13 protein-coding genes and 1 pseudogene are annotated in these 19,774 nt (G+C 59.7%); all 14 read left to right on the top strand.

What is annotated here, in order from left to right; genetic code table 11:
- The first annotated feature begins 79 nt into the window (after nt 1-79).
- The 14 genes and pseudogenes from K5D32_RS19855 (at nt 80) to K5D32_RS19790 (ending at nt 19,764) form a co-directional block, all read left to right on the top strand.
- Nucleotides 80-256, top strand: coding sequence for a hypothetical protein (locus K5D32_RS19855; protein WP_002552060.1), 177 nt, complete (start codon nt 80-82; stop codon nt 254-256).
- Nucleotides 240-3,194 carry a sensor histidine kinase gene (locus tag K5D32_RS19850; protein ID WP_025258520.1) on the top strand — a complete coding sequence of 985 codons (2,955 nt, stop codon included), beginning with the start codon at nt 240-242 and terminating at the stop codon, nt 3,192-3,194. Before K5D32_RS19855 ends, K5D32_RS19850 begins: the two co-directional genes overlap by 17 nt.
- A gap of 22 nt (nt 3,195-3,216) precedes the next feature.
- Entirely contained in the window at nt 3,217-4,644 is a 1,428-nt protein-coding gene (locus tag K5D32_RS19845) for a sigma-54 dependent transcriptional regulator (protein WP_221601530.1), read from the top strand.
- 690 nt (nt 4,645-5,334) lie between these two features.
- Complete coding sequence (locus tag K5D32_RS19840) at nt 5,335-6,732, top strand: polynucleotide adenylyltransferase PcnB (RefSeq protein WP_221577736.1); 1,398 nt, start codon at nt 5,335-5,337, stop codon at nt 6,730-6,732.
- Nucleotides 6,725-7,228 carry a 2-amino-4-hydroxy-6-hydroxymethyldihydropteridine diphosphokinase gene (gene folK, locus K5D32_RS19835; RefSeq protein ID WP_221577735.1) on the top strand — a complete coding sequence of 168 codons (504 nt, stop codon included), beginning with the start codon at nt 6,725-6,727 and terminating at the stop codon, nt 7,226-7,228. Before K5D32_RS19840 ends, folK begins: the two co-directional genes overlap by 8 nt.
- A gap of 224 nt (nt 7,229-7,452) precedes the next feature.
- Nucleotides 7,453-8,253 carry a 3-methyl-2-oxobutanoate hydroxymethyltransferase gene (gene panB / locus K5D32_RS19830; RefSeq protein WP_025258516.1) on the top strand — a complete coding sequence of 267 codons (801 nt, stop codon included), beginning with the start codon at nt 7,453-7,455 and terminating at the stop codon, nt 8,251-8,253.
- Nucleotides 8,250-9,098 (top strand): pantoate--beta-alanine ligase, encoded by an 849-nt coding sequence (gene panC / locus K5D32_RS19825; protein WP_221577734.1) that lies wholly within the window; start codon nt 8,250-8,252, stop codon nt 9,096-9,098. The genes panB and panC overlap by 4 nt, the downstream gene beginning before the upstream one ends.
- Before the next feature lie 7 nt (nt 9,099-9,105).
- Entirely contained in the window at nt 9,106-9,486 is a 381-nt protein-coding gene (gene panD / locus K5D32_RS19820; RefSeq protein WP_025258514.1) for an aspartate 1-decarboxylase, read from the top strand.
- A 177-nt stretch (nt 9,487-9,663) separates the two neighbouring features.
- Nucleotides 9,664-11,322, top strand: a pseudogene (gene pgi / locus K5D32_RS19815) (glucose-6-phosphate isomerase); the annotation flags it as partial.
- Between the two features lie 110 nt (nt 11,323-11,432).
- Entirely contained in the window at nt 11,433-13,370 is a 1,938-nt protein-coding gene (gene acs, locus K5D32_RS19810; protein ID WP_221601529.1) for an acetate--CoA ligase, read from the top strand.
- A 50-nt stretch (nt 13,371-13,420) separates the two neighbouring features.
- Complete coding sequence (locus K5D32_RS19805; protein WP_221593816.1) at nt 13,421-14,290, top strand: oxygenase MpaB family protein; 870 nt, start codon at nt 13,421-13,423, stop codon at nt 14,288-14,290.
- 113 nt (nt 14,291-14,403) lie between these two features.
- The gene (locus K5D32_RS19800) at nt 14,404-15,582 is read left to right on the top strand and encodes an acetyl-CoA C-acetyltransferase (protein WP_221601528.1); all 1,179 of its coding nucleotides are present in this window, start codon (nt 14,404-14,406) and stop codon (nt 15,580-15,582) included.
- A gap of 109 nt (nt 15,583-15,691) precedes the next feature.
- Nucleotides 15,692-16,708, top strand: a complete 1,017-nt coding sequence (locus K5D32_RS19795; protein WP_221601527.1) for a class I SAM-dependent rRNA methyltransferase — start codon at nt 15,692-15,694, stop codon at nt 16,706-16,708.
- Nucleotides 16,709-16,818: 110 nt separating this feature from the next.
- Nucleotides 16,819-19,764, top strand: coding sequence for a DUF748 domain-containing protein (locus K5D32_RS19790; RefSeq protein WP_221601526.1), 2,946 nt, complete (start codon nt 16,819-16,821; stop codon nt 19,762-19,764).
- The last annotated feature ends 10 nt before the right edge of the window (nt 19,765-19,774 follow it).

Below are 19,774 nucleotides of genomic sequence, written 5' to 3'. Positions count from 1 at the left end.
CTGCATAAGTACACTTGCAGGTTGTACGGCATCCGTTACCATGCCGCACCTCATCACCCTCAGGAACGAAGGAGACCGCATGTATATTTACCGTTTGGTCTTGCTCCTGGTGGTAGGCATCTACCTCTTCTCCCCGGCCATCATGGACTGGTGGATCGATGCGACAGGTGCCTGGTATCGCCCTTATATGCTGTGGCTGATCCTGATCGTGGTGACCTTCATTCTTCAGAGCCAGCGAGATGCCGATGAGCTTTAGCCTCACGCAGATGCTGCTGGTCAGCGCCGGGTATCTGCTGCTCCTGTTCGGCGTTGCATGGATCAGTGAGCGTGGCGTCATCCCACGCTGGATCATTCGTCACCCGCTGACCTATACCCTCTCGCTGGGCGTGTATGCCAGTGCCTGGGCGTTCTATGGTTCGGTCGGTCTGGCCTATCAGTATGGCTATGGCTTCCTGTCCAGTTACCTCGGGGTTTCCGGAGCGTTTCTGCTGGCGCCGGTGCTGCTTTATCCCATTCTCAAGATCACCCGAACCTACCAGCTTTCATCCCTGGCCGATCTGTTTGCCTTTCGCTTCAGAAGTACCTGGGCAGGCGCGCTGACCACGGTTTTCATGCTGATTGGCGTGCTGCCGCTGTTGGCGCTGCAGATTCAGGCGGTGGCCGATTCCATCAGCATCCTGACCCGCGAACCGGTGCAGGACAGGGTCGCCGTGGCGTTCTGTGCGTTGATCACACTGTTCACCATTTTCTTCGGCTCACGGCATATCGCGACCCGGGAAAAGCATGAAGGCCTGGTGTTCGCTGTTGCTTTCGAGTCGCTGATCAAACTGATCGCCCTGGGCGGTATCGGCCTTTATGCCTTGTATGGCGTATTCGACGGCCCGCAGCATCTGGAACTCTGGCTGCTGCAAAACCAGACCGCCCTGGCCTCGCTGCACACGCCTTTGCAGGAAGGTCCATGGCGCACATTGCTGCTGGTGTTTTTCGCCTCGGCCATCGTGATGCCGCACATGTATCACATGACCTTCACCGAAAACCTCAATCCCCGCGCACTGGTCAGCGCAAGCTGGGGCCTGCCGCTTTTCCTGCTGCTGATCAGCCTCGCCGTGCCTCTGATTCTGTGGGCGGGCCTCAAGCTGGGCGCTACCACCAGCCCCGAGTATTTCACCCTGGGGATCGGCATCGCCGCCAACAGCAAGCCACTGGCGCTGATGGCTTATGTGGGCGGGCTCGCGGCGTCCAGCGGGCTGATTATCGTCACCACCCTGGCGCTGTCGGGCATGGCCCTCAACCATCTGGTGCTGCCGCTTTATCAGCCACCGGCCGAGGGCAATATCTATCGCTGGCTGAAGTGGACACGTCGCGGCCTGATCGTGGCGATCATCACGGCGGGCTACTGCTTCTACCTCATGCTCGGCGCGCAACAGGATCTGGCCAACCTGGGCATCGTCGCCTTCGTCGCGACCCTGCAATTCCTGCCCGGCGTGCTGTCGGTGCTGTATTGGCCGACCGCCAACCGGCGCGGTTTCATTGCAGGCCTGCTGGCCGGAACGGTGGTCTGGATCGTCGGCATGCTGCTACCGCTGATCGGCAACCTGCAGGGTTTCTATATTCCCTTGCTGAACATGATCTACGTGCTGGACGACACCAGTTGGCACATGGCAGCCATCGCCTCGCTGGCAGCCAACGTCCTGTTGTTCACCCTGATCTCGCTGTTCACCAATGCAAGCCCGGAAGAAGTCAGCGCCGCCGAGGCCTGTGCCGTCGACAATGTTCGTCGCCCGCAGCGCCGCGAACTGTATGCCGTGTCGCCCCAGGAGTTCGCCACGCAACTGGCCAAACCGCTGGGTGCAAAGGCCGCACAGAAGGAAGTCGAGCAGGCGCTGCGCGACCTGTATCTGCCTTTTGACGAGCGCCGTCCTTATGCCTTGCGTCGCCTGCGTGACCGGATCGAAGCCAACCTGTCCGGCCTGATGGGGCCGAGCGTGGCCCAGGACATGGTGGAAACCTTTCTGCCTTATAAGTCCGGCAACGAGAAATACGTCACCGAAGACATTCACTTCATCGAGAGTCGCCTCGAAGACTATCACTCGCGCCTGACCGGTCTTGCCGCCGAGCTCGATGCCTTGCGCCGCTATCACCGCCAGACGCTTCAGGAACTGCCCATGGGGGTGTGCTCGCTGGCCAAGGATCAGGAAATCCTGATGTGGAACCGGGCCATGGAAGAACTGACCGGCATTGTCGCCCAGCGTGTCGTGGGCTCGCGACTGGAAACCATCGGCGAACCCTGGAAAGGCCTGCTGACGGGTTTTATCAATGTGCCGGATGAGCACTTGCACAAACAGAAGCTCGCCCTGGACGGCCAGACCCGCTGGCTCAACCTGCACAAGGCCGCTATCGACGAGCCGCTGGCCCCCGGTAGCAGCGGTCTGGTAGTGCTGGTCGAAGACCTGACCGAAACCCAGATGCTGGAAGACAAGCTGGTGCACTCGGAACGTCTGGCCAGCATCGGTCGTCTGGCGGCCGGCGTAGCTCATGAAATCGGCAACCCCATTACCGGCATCGCCTGCCTTGCACAGAACCTGCGCGAGGAACGAGAGGAAGATGACGAGATCAAAGAGATCAGCAGTCAGATCCTCGAACAGACCAAACGTGTCTCGCGCATCGTGCAATCCTTGATGAGCTTCGCTCACGCCGGCGCTCACCAGCATAACGACGAGGCCGTCTGTCTGGCCGAGGTCGCGCAGGATGCCATTGGTCTGCTGGCGCTCAACCGTCGCAACTTCGAAGTCCATTTCTATAACCTGTGCAACCCGCAGCACAAGGTCGATGGCGACCCGCAACGGCTGGCACAGGTCCTGATCAATCTGCTCTCCAACGCCCGTGACGCCTCGCCCTCCGGCAGCGCTGTCAGGGTCAAGAGCGAAGCATCCGAACATACTGTGGATCTGATCGTCGAAGACGAAGGCAGTGGAATTCCCAAGGCAATCATGGATCGATTGTTTGAACCATTCTTCACCACCAAGGAACCGGGAGAAGGAACCGGGCTAGGTCTCGCACTGGTCTATTCCATCGTTGAAGAGCATTATGGACAAATCACCATCGACAGCCCGGCTGACCCCGAGCAGCAGCGAGGAACCCGTATCCGGATAACCTTGCCGCGCCATGTCGAAGCGACGTCCGCCGTGAACTGAGACCGTCGAGAGAACTGAATCGATGCCGCATATTTTGATCGTCGAAGACGAAACCATTATCCGCTCGGCCCTGCGCCGTCTGCTTGAGCGTAACCAGTACGAAGTCAGCGAGGCAGGTTCGGTACCCGAGGCTCAGGAGCGTTTCAACATCCCCTCGTTCGACCTGATCGTCAGCGACCTGCGACTGCCTGGCGCTCCTGGCACCGAACTGATCAAGCTCGGTGAAGGCAAGCCTGTGCTGATCATGACCAGCTATGCCAGCCTGCGCTCGGCCGTGGACTCCATGAAAATGGGCGCGGTGGATTACATCGCCAAACCCTTTGACCACGATGAAATGCTGCAGGCTGTTGCGCGCATCCTGCGTGATCGTCAGACCAGCTCAAACCAGCAGGCCGAACGCAACGCCCCCGCCAAAGCCAACGGTGCCGACAAGGGCGCTACGCAGAACGGCGAGATCGGCATCATCGGCTCCTGCCCGCCCATGCTCGATCTCTACAGCAAGATCCGCAAAGTCGCGCCCACAGATTCCAACGTTCTGGTTCAGGGCGAATCCGGGACCGGCAAGGAACTGGTCGCCCGCGCACTGCATAATCTGTCGCGACGCGCCAAGGCACCGATGATTTCCGTGAACTGCGCAGCGATTCCCGAATCCCTGATCGAGTCCGAGCTGTTCGGCCATGAAAAAGGTGCCTTTACCGGTGCCAGCGCAGGTCGCGCAGGTCTGGTTGAAGCGGCCGATGGCGGCACCCTGTTTCTCGACGAAATCGGTGAGCTGCCTCTGGAAGCACAGGCCAGGCTCCTGCGCGTCCTGCAGGAAGGCGAGATTCGTCGCGTCGGCTCCGTGCAGTCACAGAAAGTCGATGTACGCCTGATCGCCGCGACCCACCGGGACCTCAAGACCCTGGCCAAGAATGGCGAGTTTCGCGAAGACCTTTATTACCGTCTGCACGTGATCGCGCTGAAACTGCCTGCATTGCGCGAACGCGGTAACGACGTGCTCGAAATCGCCCGCGCCTTTCTGGTTCGCCAAAGCGCCAAGGCTGGCCGCAATGATCTGAAGTTTGCCCCCGACGCCGAACAGGCCATCCGTCATTACAGCTGGCCGGGTAACGTGCGAGAGCTGGAAAACGCCGTGGAACGCTCGGTGATTCTGTGCGAGAACCCGGAAATCTCTGCCGACCTGCTGGGTATCGACATCGAGCTCGACGGTCTGAATGACGACGAGTACATGGGCCTGGCGCCCCTGCCCGCCTCGGCGAACTCGACCAACAGCGAGCCCACCGAAGACCTGTCACTGGAAGACTACTTCCAGCACTTCGTCCTGGAACATCAGGATCACATGACAGAGACCGAACTGGCACGCAAACTGGGCGTCAGCCGCAAGTGCCTGTGGGAACGCCGCCAGCGACTGGGTATTCCGCGCCGCAAAGGGGTCGCCAACGAAACCTGAAAAGGCTCTGCGTCGGGATGCGCAGGCCAGTTAACAAAACTGTTACCTTCGTACCTCCTACGTAACAAAAGCCGGGTCTTACGGTAACGAAGCCCGGCTTTTTTGTACCTGCCCAAAAAGCCGAAACCCCGCAAAGCCCCGGTTTCATTGGGTTTAACAAAGTTGGCACACCTTCTGCTATATGCTTAGTACAAGAAGAACAACAAGCAGTACGACACCCATAATAAAAATAAGACGAATCGACTCACGCATAACAAGAACAAGACCGCGGAGGCGCAGCTAACTGATTCTTTTGGAGAGGAGTTGTATTTGGGGCTTGCCCCGCAACCAGGCCGAGAATAATAAAAACTACCCTTAGGTAGCGCCTGAACTGGTTGGATCGAATGATCATTGCAACGCAGCGACCAAAGCAATCCGTTTGCTCTTGACTCCCGATTGGGAGATTTCACAGGCTAAACCCTGTGAATGGGCACTCAACAAAAACAAGAAGCCCGACAAGACAATAAAAATAAAGAGCACGCACTTTGGGGGAGCTTCGGCTCCCCCAGTAGCTTCCAGAGCTTTTGAATCCCTTCCTTTGATGCCCGATGCGCAGCGTCCTACACCATCCCCCGACTAAATGCTAGAATCCCCGCCCATCGTGCGGCCATTCTTCATTTTGGCCGAATATTCCTTCAAACAGTGCATCCCATGCTGAAGAAGCTGTTCCAGTCATTCCGTTCCCCGGTGCGTAAACCGCAGCAACACACGCGCACCACGCCTGAAGTGCTCAATAGCAGCCAGCATTCGCTGCAGCGCAGCCAGTTCAGCCGTCATGCGGTCAATATCGTCGAGCGCCTGCAAAACGCTGGCTACCAGGCCTATCTGGTCGGTGGCTGCGTGCGCGACCTGATGCTCAATATCGAGCCCAAGGATTTCGACGTAGCAACCAGCGCCACACCTGAACAGGTGCGTGCAGAATTCCGTAACGCCCGGATCATTGGACGCCGCTTCAAGCTGGTCCATATCCACTTTGGCCGGGAAATCATCGAAGTTGCGACCTTCCGCGCCAATCATCCTCAGGACGAGGAAGAAGAGGACAGCAACCAGTCCTCGCGCAATGAAAGCGGCCGCATCCTGCGTGACAACGTCTATGGCACGCTGGAAGAAGACGCCCAGCGCCGGGACTTCACGATCAACGCGCTGTATTACGATCCGGTCAGCGAACGGGTGCTCGATTACGCCAACGGCGTACACGACATTCGCAACCGCCTGATCCGCCTGATCGGCGACCCCGAGCAGCGTTACAAGGAAGATCCGGTGCGCATGCTGCGCGCCGTGCGTTTCGCAGCCAAGCTGGATTTCGGTATCGAAAAGCACAGCACCCTGCCGATTCGCCCGCTGGCGCCGATGCTGCGTGATATACCCTCGGCCCGTCTGTTCGAAGAAGTGCTCAAGCTGTTCCTGTCCGGCCACGCCGAACCCACCTTTGAAATGCTGGTGGACCTGGAGCTGTTCGATCCCCTGTTCCCGGCCAGCTCCAAGGCCCTGGAATACAACCCGACCTACACCCATACCCTGATCAGCAATGCCTTGATCAACACCGACCTGCGCATCAAGCAGAACAAGCCGGTAACACCGGCGTTCCTGTTCGCCGCCCTGCTGTGGCCAGCCCTGCCTGCCAAGGTGCTGCGCCTGCAAGAGCGCGGCATGCCGCCGATTGCGGCCATGCAGGAAGCCGCGCACGAGTTGATCATCGAGCAATGCCAGCGCATCGCGATTCCCAAGCGTTTCACCATGCCGATCCGCGAGATCTGGGACATGCAGGAACGTCTGCCGCGCCGCTCCGGCAAACGCGCCGACCTGCTGCTCGACAATCCACGCTTCCGTGCCGGTTACGACTTCCTGCTGCTGCGCGAAACCGCAGGCGAGCAGACCGACGGTCTGGGCGAGTGGTGGACCGATTATCAGGACAGCAACGACAGCCAGCGCCGAGACATGATTCGTGACTTGGGCAACAAGCCCGAAGCAACCGGCACAGGCCCTCGCAAGCGTCGTCGCAGCAGCGGCGCCAAACGCAAACGGGACGCCGAGGCGTCCGGTGAGTAAGGTCTCGAGCCGCGAACGTGTCTATATAGGCCTGGGCAGCAACCTCGCTGACCCGGCCGAGCAGTTGCGCCATGCACTCGACGCACTGGCGCTATTGCCACAGAGCCAGTTGGCAGGCGTTTCGTCCTTTTACGTCAGCGACTCGCTGCTGCCCGGCCAGCCCCGCTATACCAATGCCGTTGCAGCACTGGACACCGCACTGGCACCGCTGGAACTGCTCGATGCCTTGCAAGTCATCGAACTGGACCAGGGCCGCGAGCGTCATGAACGCTGGGGCCCGCGCACGCTGGACCTGGATATTCTTCTGTTCGGCGAGCGGCTGATCGACGAGCCACGCCTGAAAGTGCCGCACTATCACATGCAGGCCCGCCCCTTCGTTCTCTACCCGCTGGCAGAACTCGCTCCCCGGCTGGATCTGGCTGACGGGCGCACGCTGGAGCAGTTACTGGCCGCTTGCCCATACGAGGGCCTGGAGCGTTTGTCCGCTACGGCGTAAACCTGACGTGTCACCCGTTACTACACATCTGTAACCGATGATGAAAACGGGTAACACCTGCAATTGACTTCATGCCCCCTCCTCACGAAGATAGGCCTCCCGCCGCCAACCCGTTGGTGAATGGGCGCGAAACAGGCCTTTGCGAAACACCGCGACACGACGGTGTGCCTGCTTTTCCAAGATGAATCGCCGCAGTGTGCACAGCGCCTGATGGAGACTTTTAGATGCCTGATATAACTGTTACGTCGCTGCTGGCCCTCAAGCAGAAAGGTGAGAAAATCACCATGCTGACCTGCTACGACGCGACCTTCGCCCATACCGCCAGCCAGGCGGGTGTCGAAGTGTTGCTGGTGGGTGACTCGCTGGGTATGGTCCTGCAGGGCCATGACAGCACCTTGCCGGTGACGACCGCCGAAATGGCCTATCACGTTGCCTGCGTCAAACGCGGCAATCAGGGCGCGCTGATTCTTGCCGACCTGCCGTTCATGGCCAACGCCACCCTCGAACAGACCTTCACCAACAGCACCACGCTCATGCAGGCGGGTGCGCACATGGTCAAGGTCGAAGGTGCTGCGTGGCTGGCCGAGTCGATACGCCTGCTCGCCGACCGTGGCATTCCGGTCTGCGCCCACATGGGCCTCACGCCACAATCGGTGAACGTGCTGGGTGGCTACAAGGTTCAGGGCCGTCTGGAAGCCCAGGCCCGCCAGATGCGTGCCGATGCCATTACCCTGGAACAGGCTGGCGCCGCCATGATCCTGCTGGAGTGCGTACCGAGCGAACTGGCCGAGGAAATCACCCAGGCGGTGAAAGTCCCTGTCATCGGTATCGGCGCCGGCAGCGCCACCGACGGTCAGGTGCTGGTGCTGCATGACATGCTCGGCCTGTCCATCAGCGGTCGCGTCCCCAAGTTCGTCAAGAACTTCATGGTCGGCCAGCCTGACATTCAGTCGGCCATCCAGGCCTACGTCAGCGCAGTCAAAAACGTCAGCTTCCCGGCAACTGAACACGGATTCTCGGCATGAACACAGTAAAAACCGTACTGGACCTGCGCGCCGCCGTCGCTCGCGCCCGCAGCGAAGGTAAACGGATTGCCTTGACGCCCACGATGGGCAACCTGCACAGCGGTCACGCCGCACTGGTGACCCGGGCGAGCCAGCGGGCGGACTTCGTGGTCGCCACCATTTTCGTCAACCCGCTGCAGTTCGGCCCCAACGAAGACCTGGCGAGCTACCCGCGCACCCTCGATGCCGACAAGGAAAAACTGCTGGAAGCCGGTTGCAACCTGCTGTTCACGCCCAGCGTCGAAGAAATGTACCCACACGGCATGGCCGATCAGACGCTGGTCAGCGTTCCACATCTGTCCGAAGGACTGTGCGGTGCCAGCCGACCCGGCCATTTCGACGGCGTTGCCACCGTGGTCAGCAAGCTGTTCAACATGGTTCAGCCTGACCTGGCCGTGTTTGGCGAGAAAGACTTTCAGCAACTGGCAGTGATCCGGGCACTGGTCCGGGATCTGAACATGCCGATCCAGATCATTGGCGAGCCGACCGTTCGCGCCGCCGATGGCCTGGCCTTGTCGTCGCGCAACGGTTACCTGAGCGAAGAGCAGCGCGCCAAGGCGCCTGCGCTGTATCGCGTTCTCAGCACCGTAGCCGATGGCATTCGCAGCAACGAAGCGATCAACAGCTTGGTCGACATCGGCAAGAAAACCCTGGAAGCCGAAGGTTTCCGTATCGACTATCTGGAAGTGCGCGACGCCACCAGCCTGCGCCCTGCCACCGAAGAAGACCGTGATCTGGTCATTCTGGTTGCCGCCTTTCTGGGCAAGACCCGCCTGATCGACAATCTGCACCTGACCAAGGAATAACAACAAGATGCACACCGTGATGCTCAAAGCCAAACTGCACCGTGCAGAAGTCACTCACGCCGTGCTCGACTACGAAGGCTCATGCGCCATCGATGGCGAGTGGCTGGACCTGTCGGGGATTCGCGAATACGAGCAGATCCAGATCTACAACATCGATAACGGCGAGCGTTTCACCACCTATGCCATCCGTGGTGAAGAAGGTTCGCGCATGATTTCGGTCAACGGTGCCGCCGCTCACAAGGCGAAAGTCGGCGACCGTGTGATCATCTGCGCCTATGCTCAGTATTCCGATGCCGAACTGGTCGATTTCAAGCCACGCATGCTTTATATGGCGCCGGGCAATGAACTTAGCCATACCAGTAATGCCATACCGGTACAGGTTGCTTAGGCAATCCCATACACAGCACAACACTCAGCTTGTGTGAAATAGTACCGGCCTCATGTAAGACAGAGCGCAGACAAACAGGCATGCGGGGGGTAGTCTCCGTTGAGTTGCCGAGCATTCAAGTTTGCGATCTGGCTTTTCAACCTCCAAGGCAGTTCAAGTTAAAGGAAACCCGCAGCGATGGCGTACTACCGCAATCCTTCTGATGTGACCGCTCTGCCCGCCTGGCAGGCGCTGAGTCAACACCGCCAAGCCATGCAGGATTTCAGCATGCGCGATGCGTTCAATGCAGATCCGCAACGCTTCAGCCAATTCACCCTCAGCAGTTGCGGCCTGTTTCTCGACTACTCGAAAAACCTGATTACCGGCGAAACCCAGGACCTGCTGGTCAACCTGGCCAATGAGGTCGGCCTGAAGGAAGCTATCCAGGCACAATACGACGGCGAACTGGTCAACTCCTCCGAAGGTCGTCCGGCGCTGCACACCGCGCTGCGCCGCCCGGTTGGCGACAAGCTGCTGGTCAATGGCGTCAACGTGATGCCGGAAGTCCACAAGGTTCTCAACCAGATCACCGAGCTGGTCGGACGCATTCACGATGGCCTGTGGCGCGGTTACACCGAGAAGCCCATCACCGACGTGGTGAACATCGGCATCGGTGGCTCGTTCCTCGGCCCGGAGCTGGTGTCCGAAGCCCTGTTGTCGTACGCCCACAAAGGCGTGCGCTGCCATTACCTGGCCAATATCGACGGCAGTGAATTCCACGAACTGTCGATGAAGATCCGCGCCGAAACCACGCTGTTCATCGTTTCGTCGAAATCCTTCAACACCCTGGAAACCCTGAAGAACGCCCAGGCAGCACGCGCCTGGTATCTGGCTCAAGGGGGCTCCGAGGCCGAGCTGTACCGTCACTTCATCGCGGTATCGAGCAACAACGCGGCAGCGGTTGCATTCGGTATCCGTGAAGAGAATATCTTCCCGATGTGGGACTGGGTCGGCGGTCGTTACTCGCTGTGGTCGGCCATCGGCCTGCCTATCGCGCTGGCCATCGGCATGTCCAACTTCAAGGAGCTGTTGTCGGGTGCCTACACCATGGACCAGCACTTCCAGAGCGCGCCGTTCGAGAAGAACATGCCGGTGCTGCTGGCCTTGCTGGGCGTGTGGTATGGCAACTTCTGGGGCTCCCAGAGCCACGCGATCCTGCCTTACGACCACTACCTGCGTAACATCACCAAGCACTTGCAGCAGCTGGACATGGAATCCAACGGCAAGAGCGTACGCCAGGACGGCACGCCGGTGTCCACCGATACCGGTCCGGTCATCTGGGGCGGCGTAGGCTGCAACGGTCAGCACGCTTATCACCAGTTGCTGCATCAAGGCACCCAACTGATCCCGGCGGATTTCATCGTGCCGATCGTCAGCTTCAACCCGGTTGCCGACCATCACCAGTGGCTGTACGCCAACTGCCTGTCCCAGAGCCAGGCGCTGATGCTGGGCAAGACCCGCGCCGAAGCCGAAGCCGAGTTGCGTGAAAAGGGCGTACCGGAAGAACAGGTGCAGCAGATTGCGCCGCACAAGGTCATTCCGGGCAACCGTCCGAGCAACACCCTGGTGGTGGAGCGCATCAGCCCGCGCCGTCTGGGCGCACTGGTGGCAATGTACGAACACAAGGTTTTCGTACAGAGCGTGATCTGGGGCATCAACGCCTTCGACCAATGGGGCGTCGAGCTGGGCAAGGAGCTGGGCAAAGGTGTTTACCAGCGCCTGACAGGCGGTATCGAAGACCCTGCCGAAGATGCTTCGACCCAAGGCCTGATCAACACCTCCCGGGGCCGCCACCGCGCCTGCCCGCCCTCGCGAATGAATCCGCTCCTGCAGTGTGGGAGTGAATCCATTCGCTATCCCTCACCGGCTTCTATTCTTGTACCCACACAAGAACAAGGAAGCCGATCATGTTCGATATCCGCGCATTCCCCAAAGCCTACGCCACAAGCCTGGCCGCACAACTGAGCCCGGTCGATTATAAACGCCTGTATCGCCAGTCTGTGGATAACCCCGAGCAATTCTGGGCCGAACAAGCCGCCACTTTTCTCGACTGGTCGGCGCCCTGGGACGAGGTCCACAGCTCAGACTTCAGCACCGGACAGGCAAGCTGGTTCAAGGGCGGCAAACTCAATGTCAGTTACAACTACATCGACCGTCACCTGCAAGGCAGAGGCGACCGGATCGCGCTGATCTGGGAAGGCGACAACCCGACCGAATCCGCAGAAGTCACCTACAGGAAGCTGCACCACAACGTTTCCCGGCTGGCCAATGTCCTGAAGATTCGCGGCGTCCGCAAAGGCGACCGGGTGTGTATCTACATGCCGATGATTCCTGAAGCCGCCTACGCCATGCTCGCCTGCGCTCGCATCGGCGCCGTGCATTCGGTGGTATTTGGCGGCTTTTCTCCCGATGCCCTGCGCGACCGGATCCTGGACTCGGACTGCCACACGGTCATCACCGCCGATGAAGGCATACGGGGCGGCAAATATATCCCCATGAAACACAACGTCGACAAGGCGCTGCAAAGCTGCCCGAACGTGAGCACCGTGCTGGTAGTGGAGCGAACCCAGGGAGAAGTCGACTGGGTCAAGGGCCGCGACCTCTGGTATCACGAGGCACTTCACGGCATCAGCGATGACTGCCCGCCAGAACCCATGGACGCCGAAGACCCGCTGTTTATTCTTTATACCTCCGGCAGCACCGGCAAACCCAAGGGCGTGATGCATACCACCGGCGGCTATCTGCTGCAGGCGGCCATGACTTACAAGCATGTGTTCGATTACCGCGATGGCGAGGTTTTCTGGTGTACGGCGGACGTCGGCTGGGTCACCGGCCACAGCTACATCGTCTACGGCCCGCTTGCCAATGGCGCGACGACGCTGATGTTCGAGGGCGTACCCAATTACCCGGATGCCTCACGCTTCTGGAAGGTCATCGACAAGCATCAGGTCAATATCTTCTACACCGCACCCACCGCCCTGCGAGCCTTGATGCGCGAAGGCCCGGCGCCTCTGCAAGGTACTTCACGGGAAAGCCTGCGGCTGCTGGGCAGTGTCGGCGAACCGATCAATCCCCAAGCCTGGGAATGGTATTTTCATCAAGTGGGCAAAGAGCGCTGCCCTATCGTCGATACCTGGTGGCAGACCGAAACCGGCGGCATCATGCTCACGCCCCTGATCGGCGCCAGCCAGTTCAAACCCGGCTGCGCGACACAGCCCATGTTTGGCGTGCAGCCCGTACTGCTTGATGAGCAAGGCCAGGAAATCCAGGGCCCCGGCAGCGGCCTGCTGGCCATCAAAGCCAGTTGGCCGGGACAGATCCGCAGTGTCTACGGCGACCCGCAACGCATGATCGACACCTACTTCAAACCTTGTGCAGGGTATTACTTCACCGGCGACGGGGCACGCCGTGACGAAGATGGCGATTACTGGATCACCGGCCGTGTGGACGACGTGCTCAATGTGTCTGGCCACCGGATCGGGACAGCCGAAGTCGAAAGCGCGCTGGTGCTGCACGACAAGATCGCCGAAGCCGCGGTGGTGGGTTATCCCCACGACGTGAAAGGCATGGGCATCTATGCCTTTGTCACCCTCATCAACGGCATCGAACCCAGCGATGACCTGCAAAACGAGTTGCTGGCCCATGTCAGCAAGGAGATCGGCAAATTCGCCCGGCCCGACCTGATCCAGTGGGCGCCTGCACTGCCCAAGACCCGCTCGGGCAAGATCATGCGGCGTATCCTGCGCAAGATCGCCAGCAACGAACTCGATAACCTGGGCGATACCTCGACCCTGGCCGATCCCGGGGTTGTGGATAACCTGATCGACAAACGCTTGAATCGATGAGGCAAGCGAGGCATGGTCTGCACCATGCCCGCCGCTGTAACCGAGAGCACATGGAATTCATTCGTCGTCATATAGAAACCCAGGTCATGAGCCTGACCGGATTGTCATTGGGCCAACTGGATCTGGAAAATCCCAAGGGAGATCCCGGCCTGTTCGGCCCTCAAGCCATTTGCTGGCGAGTGCATGGAGACTTCACCAGCATGCTGATCGGCGGCATCAGCGCCTTGATGCTTCAGGCGCTGCACCCACTGGCGCTGGCCGGGGTCTGGGATCACTCCAGTTTTCGCGAGGACATGCTCGGCCGCTTGCGAAGAACCGGACAGTTCCTTGCAGGCACCACGTTCGGCGCCACCCATGACGCGAACTGGCTGATCGAAAAGGTCCGCACCATCCATCTGCAAGTCACGGGTACTGCACCAGACGGCCGGCCTTATGCCGCCAGCGACCCTGACTTGCTGACCTGGGTGCATGTGGCGGAAGTCAGCAGTTTTCTTGCTGCGCACCTGCGCTATCTCGACCCTGAGCTGTCACTGGACGGGCAGGATACCTACTACGCCGAAACCGCCCTCATCGCCGAACGCCTGGGCGCCCGTGATGTACCGCGCTCACGCCAACAGATTGCCGATTATCTGGACAACATTCGCGGGCATCTGCTGTGCGACGACCGCAGCCGCGAGGTGATGCGCCTGCTGCTCAACGAGCCAGCCCCCAACAGGCTGGTCAAACCCTTTGGCGCCCTGATGATGCAGGCCGGGATCGACCTGCTGCCACTCTGGGCCTGCGAAATGCTCGATGTCGAACAAGGTCCCTGGCGGCGCAGGATGATTCGCACAGGCGTCAATGGCTGCGCGCCGATCCTGCGCTGGGCGGTGCGCAACGGTTCCATTCATCGGGCGCAACGAAGAATGGCCCCTGTATAAGATGACCACCGGGTTCCCGGTTGGAATCGGGCTTTGCATATGTGCCAACATGAGTCCATTGATCACGCCGCGCCGTCAGCCGGCCCAGCCCAATAACAATGAGGATCAGCACCATGCAAGACGTCGTTATCGTTGCCGCCACCCGGACTGCCGTCGGCAGCTTCCAGGGCTCACTGGCCAGTATTCCTGCCGTGGAGCTGGGCGCAGCCGTCATTCGCCAGCTCCTGACCCAGACCGGCGTGGATGGCGGGCAGATCGATGAAGTCATCATGGGCCAGGTTCTGACCGCAGGTGCCGGACAAAACCCGGCGCGTCAGGCCGCAATCAAGGCCGGGCTGCCGTTTGCAGTGCCCGCCATGACGCTGAACAAGGTCTGTGGCTCAGGCCTCAAGGCGCTGCACCTGGCCACCCAGGCGATTCGTTGCGGCGATGCCGAGATCATCATCGCCGGTGGCCAGGAAAACATGAGCCTCTCCAACTATGTGATGCCCGGCGCACGCACCGGTCTGCGCATGGGCCACGCCTCTCTGGTAGACACCATGATCAGCGACGGCCTGTGGGACGCCTTCAACGACTATCACATGGGCATTACCGCAGAAAACCTCGCCGACAAGTACGACATCAGCCGTCAGGCACAAGACGAATTCGCTGCCACGTCCCAGCAGCACGCCGTTGCCGCCATCGAAGCCGGACGTTTCGCGGATGAAATCACTCCGATCCTGATTCCCCAGCGCAAAGGCGATCCGCTGCGCTTCGACACCGATGAACAACCACGCGCGGGCACCACCGCCGAGTCTTTGGGCAAGCTCAAGGCAGCCTTCAAGAAAGACGGCACAGTCACCGCTGGCAACGCTTCGTCCATCAACGACGGCGCAGCGGCCGTCATGCTGATGAGTGCAGCCAAGGCCGAGCAACTGGGCCTGCCGGTACTGGCGCGCATAGCCGGTTATGCCAATGCGGGCGTAGACCCGGCCATCATGGGCATCGGCCCGGTCAGCGCGACCCGCCGCTGCCTGGACAAGGCTGGCTGGTCACTGGAAGAGCTGGACCTGATAGAAGCCAACGAAGCGTTTGCCGCTCAGTCGCTGTCGGTCGCCAAGGAGCTGGGCCTGAACCTGGACAAGGTCAACGTCAATGGCGGAGCCATCGCCTTGGGCCATCCCATTGGTGCTTCGGGTTGCCGCGTGCTGGTGACACTGCTGCATGAAATGATCAAACGCGACGCCAAAAAGGGCCTGGCCACGCTCTGCATTGGTGGCGGTCAGGGTGTAGCGCTGGCGCTGGCACGCTGATTTATGGTGTCTGACCGATCGTTCTCAGGTTCATGGGAGCGATCGGCAATCTACCTTCGCCCTGTAACTGGTAAACTCCCGCGCCTAATTCCAGCCCAAGGCGCTCTGCATGTCTTCCTTGAATCAGGCGCTCAGCGTCGCCCTCGATAACCGTCAAAACCTGCTGGCCGAGCTGCATCAGCAAGGGACGGACTGCTATCGCCTGTTTCACGGCAGCCAGGAAGGTGCCAGCGGCATGAGCATCGACCGCTATGGCCCGCAACTGCTGGTACAAAGCTTTCATCACACGCTGGATCTGGACTCGCTGCTTGGGCTGCATGCGCTGGTCAATGCCCGGCTGGGTCTGGAAACCTTGCTGGTCTATAACGACCGTTCGCAGGGCAACTCGCGCATCAACCGCCAGGACCCGATCTACAAGGCTCATGAGGCCGCGCTACAAGACCTGATCGGCCACGAATGGGGCCTGAACTACCGGGTACGCGGCCGTCATAACGGTCAAGACCCGCTGCTGTTTCTCGACCTGCGCAATACCCGCGGCTGGGTCAAGGCACACAGCAAGGGCAAGAGCGTACTGAACCTGTTTTCCTACACCTGCGGCGTCGGCCTGAGCGCTGCTGCCGGTGGCGCGAGTGAAGTCTGCAATCTGGACTTTGCCGAGAGCAACCTGGCCGTGGGCCGCGAGAACGGCGCACTCAACCCGCAATTGCCACCGATGCAGTTCATCCAGTCGGACTACTTCCCGGCCATCCGGCAACTGGCAGGCTTGCCGATCAGCTCGCGTCGCGGACAAAAACTTCCGGATTACCTAAAGCTTGAACAGCGCCAATATGATCTGGTGCTGCTCGATCCACCTGCCTGGGCCAAGAGCGCTTTCGGCACGGTCGATCTGCTGCGTGATTACCAGAGCCTGCTCAAACCGGCACTCTTGAGCACTGCCGAAGACGGCGTGTTGATCTGCTGCAATAACCTGGCAAAAGTCAGCATGGACGATTGGCGCGAGCAGGTTCTGCGTTGCGCCAGCAAAGCGGGCCGACCAGTACGTGATTGCCAGGTCATGAAGCCTGCCGAAGACTTTCCGTCCCAGGACAATCAGCCTCCACTCAAGACACTGATTCTGCAGTTCTGATATCGCCCCGTTTTAAAGGAAATTTCCTACAGCACTAGACGGCTTGGCCTTTTGAACCCAATGGGCGTGCCATACTCCAAGGAGCTCCGAAAGAAAGAGACAACGCCCCAATGTCCAAAGGATTGAAACGTACTCTTGGCACTTTGCTGGCTGTAGGTGTGCTTTACAGCCTGCTGGGCTTTTTCATTCTGCCCGGCGTTGCCTTGCGTATTGCCAACCAGCAATTGAGCAACTATTCCACCGTTCCGGCAAAGCTCGAACGCCTGGAGCTCAATCCATACACTCTGGAGCTGACGCTCTGGGGCCTGAACATCGGCGTTCCCGGCAAAGAGCAGATTGCATTCGAGAAGCTATATGCCAATCTGCAGATCGACAGCCTCTGGAGCGGTGCCCTGCATCTGCTGAAGGTGGAGCTGACCAATCCCAGAACCGAGGTGCTGTTCGACAAGACAGGCAAATTGAATCTGGCGCAACTGTTCAAGCTGCCACCCAGCGAACCTGCAACCAATGAGCCTGCCGGCAAACCCTTCCCGCTGCGTATCGATGAAATAAGACTGGCTGACGGCTATGTACACTTTCAGGACATGCGCCCCGGCGAGCCCATCGAATTCCTTTACGACAAACTGAACCTGGAGCTGAAAAACCTCAGCACGCTCCCGCAAGACAACGCCGACATGACCATGGTCGCCATCGGCCCCGACGGCGGCCAGATCGACTGGAAGGGACGTATCAGTCTGGTGCCGATCACCTCCGAAGGCACACTCAAGGTCACCGACAGCAAGATGAAGCTCTGGTGGCCTTATGTACGCGATGCACTGCCACTGGCACTGAAAGACGGCATCCTGAACTTCAGCACCAGCTACACCCTCGACCTGAGCAAAGAGACCGAACTCAAGCTCAGCAACGCCGCCGCCAGCGTCTCACCATTCGCGCTCGATGCACCTGATGGACGACCTCTGGTGCGCCTGCAACGCCTGGAAGTCAGCGAGACTTCGGTGGATCTGGCCAGACAGCTTGTCACCGTCGGCAAGATACGCAGCAACAAGCTGGAAACCTGGGCTGCCCGTGAAGCCGATGGCCAGCTGGACTGGCAGAAACTGTTTACCAGCCAACCGGCAAAACCATCGCCGAAAAAACCGGAAATCGATGCCAAGGCCGTAGAGCCACCACCGGTTGCCGATGCCAAGCCAAAAACTGCCGTCGCGTCCAAACCCTGGCAAGTGCTGCTGCGGGACGTGCAATTGCGCGACTATCAGGTTCACCTGGCTGATCGAGTGCCAGCAGAAGCCGTTACGCTGGACGTCGGCCCCTTGAATCTGGATCTGCAGAACTTCGACAGCCTGAACAAATCGCCTTTCACCCTCAAGCTCGATACCGGGCTGGGCAAACAGGGCAAGCTGACAGCCGCCGGGGACGTCAATCTCAGCCCGGTCAGTGCGCACCTGAATGTCACGACACGGGATATCGACCTGCGTCTTGCCCAAGCCTATATCAGCCCGTTCATTCGCCTGGAAATGCGCAGCGGGATGCTGGACAGCGACCTCGCCGTAGACCTGAAAAGCACCGAGCCTCTGGCCTTGGGTGTGACCGGCAAGGCTCAGGTCAACCAACTGCATACGCTGGACACCCTCAAGCAACGCGACTTCATGAAGTGGCAGAGGCTGGAGGTTGAGGGCCTGAATTATCAGCATGGCGACAATCTGTCGATTACCCAGGTCAATCTGGAGCAGCCTTACGCCCGCTTCATGATCAATGATGATCGCAGCACCAACATCGATGACCTGCTTATTCCGCAGCCTGCCGACAAGCAGCCCGCTTCCGCATCACCCAAGACCGCCAGCAATGACAAACCGCTGGGCATTCATATCGGCGAGGTGAACATCAAGGACGGCTCGGCCAACTTCGCCGACCTGACCCTGACGCCCAACTTCATCACCGCCGTGCAGCAGCTCAATGGCCGCATCGGGACCATCGATAACCGCCAGACCAAACCGGCACCAGTGAATGTCGAGGGCAAGGTGGACCGTTATGCACCGGTCACCATCAAAGGCAGCCTCAACCCGTTCAACCCGATGGCCAGCCTCGATATCGCCACCAGCTTCAAACGTGTGGAACTGACCACACTGACGCCCTACTCCGGGAAGTTCGCCGGGTTCCGAATCCGCAAGGGTCGCCTCAATCTCGACCTGCATTACCTGATTACCCAAGGCAAGCTGAAGGCCGAAAACAAGGTGCTCGTCGAGCAACTGCAACTGGGCGAGAAAGTCGACAGTCCCGATGCCGTGGACTTGCCGATTCGTCTGGCGGTCGCCTTGCTCAAGGACACTCAGGGCAGGATTGCCCTTGAACTGCCGGTCGAAGGCGATCTGAACAACCCGCAATTCAGCGTCATGCCGATTGTCTGGCAAACCCTGCGCAACCTTGTGCTGCGGGCGGCGCAGGCACCTTTCAAGATGCTGGGAGGTCTGGTGAGCGGTGGAGGTTCAGAGGACCTGGGCAATATCAGTTTCGCAGCAGGTTCCAGCGAACTGAGCAGTGACGCCACAAAAGCTCTGGATACGCTTGCAGCCGCACTCAAGGAGCGCCCGACACTGCGCCTGGAGATCGAAGGCACCAGCGCGGCCAGCAGCGACGGCCCATTGATCGCCCAGCAGCGTCTGGAGCGCGAATATCAGTCCACTTACTACAAGATCATGCAACGCCGTGGCGACAAGGTCCCGGCCAGAGCCGCCTTGCTGCAAGTGCCTGATGACGAGAAAGGTCCGATGCTCGAAGGCATCTATCGCGCTCGTCTCAAGCAGCAACCACCGGCAGAGTGGGCAGACCTGGGCAAGGAAGAACGCCTGAACAGAATGCGCGCCGCCGTACTCAAGTTCTGGAGCAGCAACGAGGTCCTGTTGCGTGAGCTGGGTCAGGACCGGGCTGGCAGTATCAAGGACTATCTGGTACAGAAGGGGCAACTGGAAGACGAACGTATCTATTTCGTCGATGCGCACCTGGGCCAGGCACAAGCGGATGGCCGGGTTATCAGCCCACTTCATCTGGACAGCGAGTAAACGACTTGGC

This window comes from Pseudomonas cichorii, assembly GCF_019719005.1.
In the GTDB taxonomy this organism is placed as follows: Bacteria; Pseudomonadota; Gammaproteobacteria; order Pseudomonadales; family Pseudomonadaceae; genus Aquipseudomonas; species Aquipseudomonas cichorii_E.
Note: the sequence above shows the minus strand (reverse complement) of the source record. Positions and strands in the feature narration are given on the sequence as shown.

Bases quoted from the DNA above. Each gene is read 5' to 3' on its own strand.
- K5D32_RS19855 (WP_002552060.1), top strand. From the start codon at position 80: ATGTATATTTACCGTTTGGTCTTGCTCCTGGTGGTAGGCATCTACCTC.
- acs (WP_221601529.1), top strand. From the start codon at position 11,433: ATGTTCGATATCCGCGCATTCCCCAAAGCCTACGCCACAAGCCTGGCC.
- panC (WP_221577734.1), top strand. From the start codon at position 8,250: ATGAACACAGTAAAAACCGTACTGGACCTGCGCGCCGCCGTCGCTCGC.
- panB (WP_025258516.1), top strand. From the start codon at position 7,453: ATGCCTGATATAACTGTTACGTCGCTGCTGGCCCTCAAGCAGAAAGGT.
- panD (WP_025258514.1), top strand. From the start codon at position 9,106: ATGCACACCGTGATGCTCAAAGCCAAACTGCACCGTGCAGAAGTCACT.
- K5D32_RS19845 (WP_221601530.1), top strand. From the start codon at position 3,217: ATGCCGCATATTTTGATCGTCGAAGACGAAACCATTATCCGCTCGGCC.
- K5D32_RS19850 (WP_025258520.1), top strand. From the start codon at position 240: ATGCCGATGAGCTTTAGCCTCACGCAGATGCTGCTGGTCAGCGCCGGG.
- K5D32_RS19805 (WP_221593816.1), top strand. From the start codon at position 13,421: ATGGAATTCATTCGTCGTCATATAGAAACCCAGGTCATGAGCCTGACC.
- K5D32_RS19795 (WP_221601527.1), top strand. From the start codon at position 15,692: ATGTCTTCCTTGAATCAGGCGCTCAGCGTCGCCCTCGATAACCGTCAA.
- K5D32_RS19800 (WP_221601528.1), top strand. From the start codon at position 14,404: ATGCAAGACGTCGTTATCGTTGCCGCCACCCGGACTGCCGTCGGCAGC.
- K5D32_RS19840 (WP_221577736.1), top strand. From the start codon at position 5,335: ATGCTGAAGAAGCTGTTCCAGTCATTCCGTTCCCCGGTGCGTAAACCG.
- K5D32_RS19790 (WP_221601526.1), top strand. From the start codon at position 16,819: ATGTCCAAAGGATTGAAACGTACTCTTGGCACTTTGCTGGCTGTAGGT.